The sequence below is a fragment of the Paenibacillus sp. EB106-06-01-XG199 genome (assembly GCF_058791575.1).
Map to the genome: position 1 here is coordinate 1 of NZ_JBYTDQ010000046.1, position 577 is coordinate 577.

1 protein-coding gene is annotated in these 577 nt (G+C 63.3%); it reads right to left on the reverse strand.

Features of this window, described 5'->3' with window-relative positions; translation table 11 throughout:
• Nucleotides 1–577: condensation domain-containing protein (locus AC3WT9_RS34650; RefSeq protein WP_492408997.1), on the reverse strand; the 577-nt coding region annotated here is incomplete at both ends.

Sequence of the window (577 nt, forward strand, 5' to 3'; positions counted from 1 at the left end):
CCGCCAGCAGCACCATGTACAGCGTGGCTCCGGTCTCTGCGGCAATTCGTTTTAGGGCCTCAGCTACGTCCGCGCTGATCTGCGCATGAACCTGTCCGCCTTCGCTGCTTAGCACCGCCGGACGCATCCGGTCGGCCGGCAGCTCCAGCACCGGCACTTCCTCCGCATAGGCCGACAGCCAGTACACCTCATGCCCTTGCATCCGCTCTACCCCGAGCGTGTCCTGCTGCCAGACCGCGTAGTCTTTGTACTGGATCCGCAGCGGCGTCAGCTCCTCACCGGCATACGCCGCCATAAGGTCCGACACCAGAAGGTTCAGCGAAACGCCGTCCGAGACGATATGGTGCATGTCCCACACCAGCCAATGGTGCTCCTCTGCCAGCCGCAGCAGCCCAGCCCGCAGCAGCGGCGCCTGATCCAGCTCGAACGGCCGCACAAAATTCCGGGTGAGTTCCCGCGCCTGCGCTTCATCTGCCTCCCGGCATACCCATTCAAACACCACGTCTTCATGTACCTGTTGTCTCGGTTCGCCGTCGATCCACGTGAACGACGTGCGCAGCGATTCGTGACGGGCGAT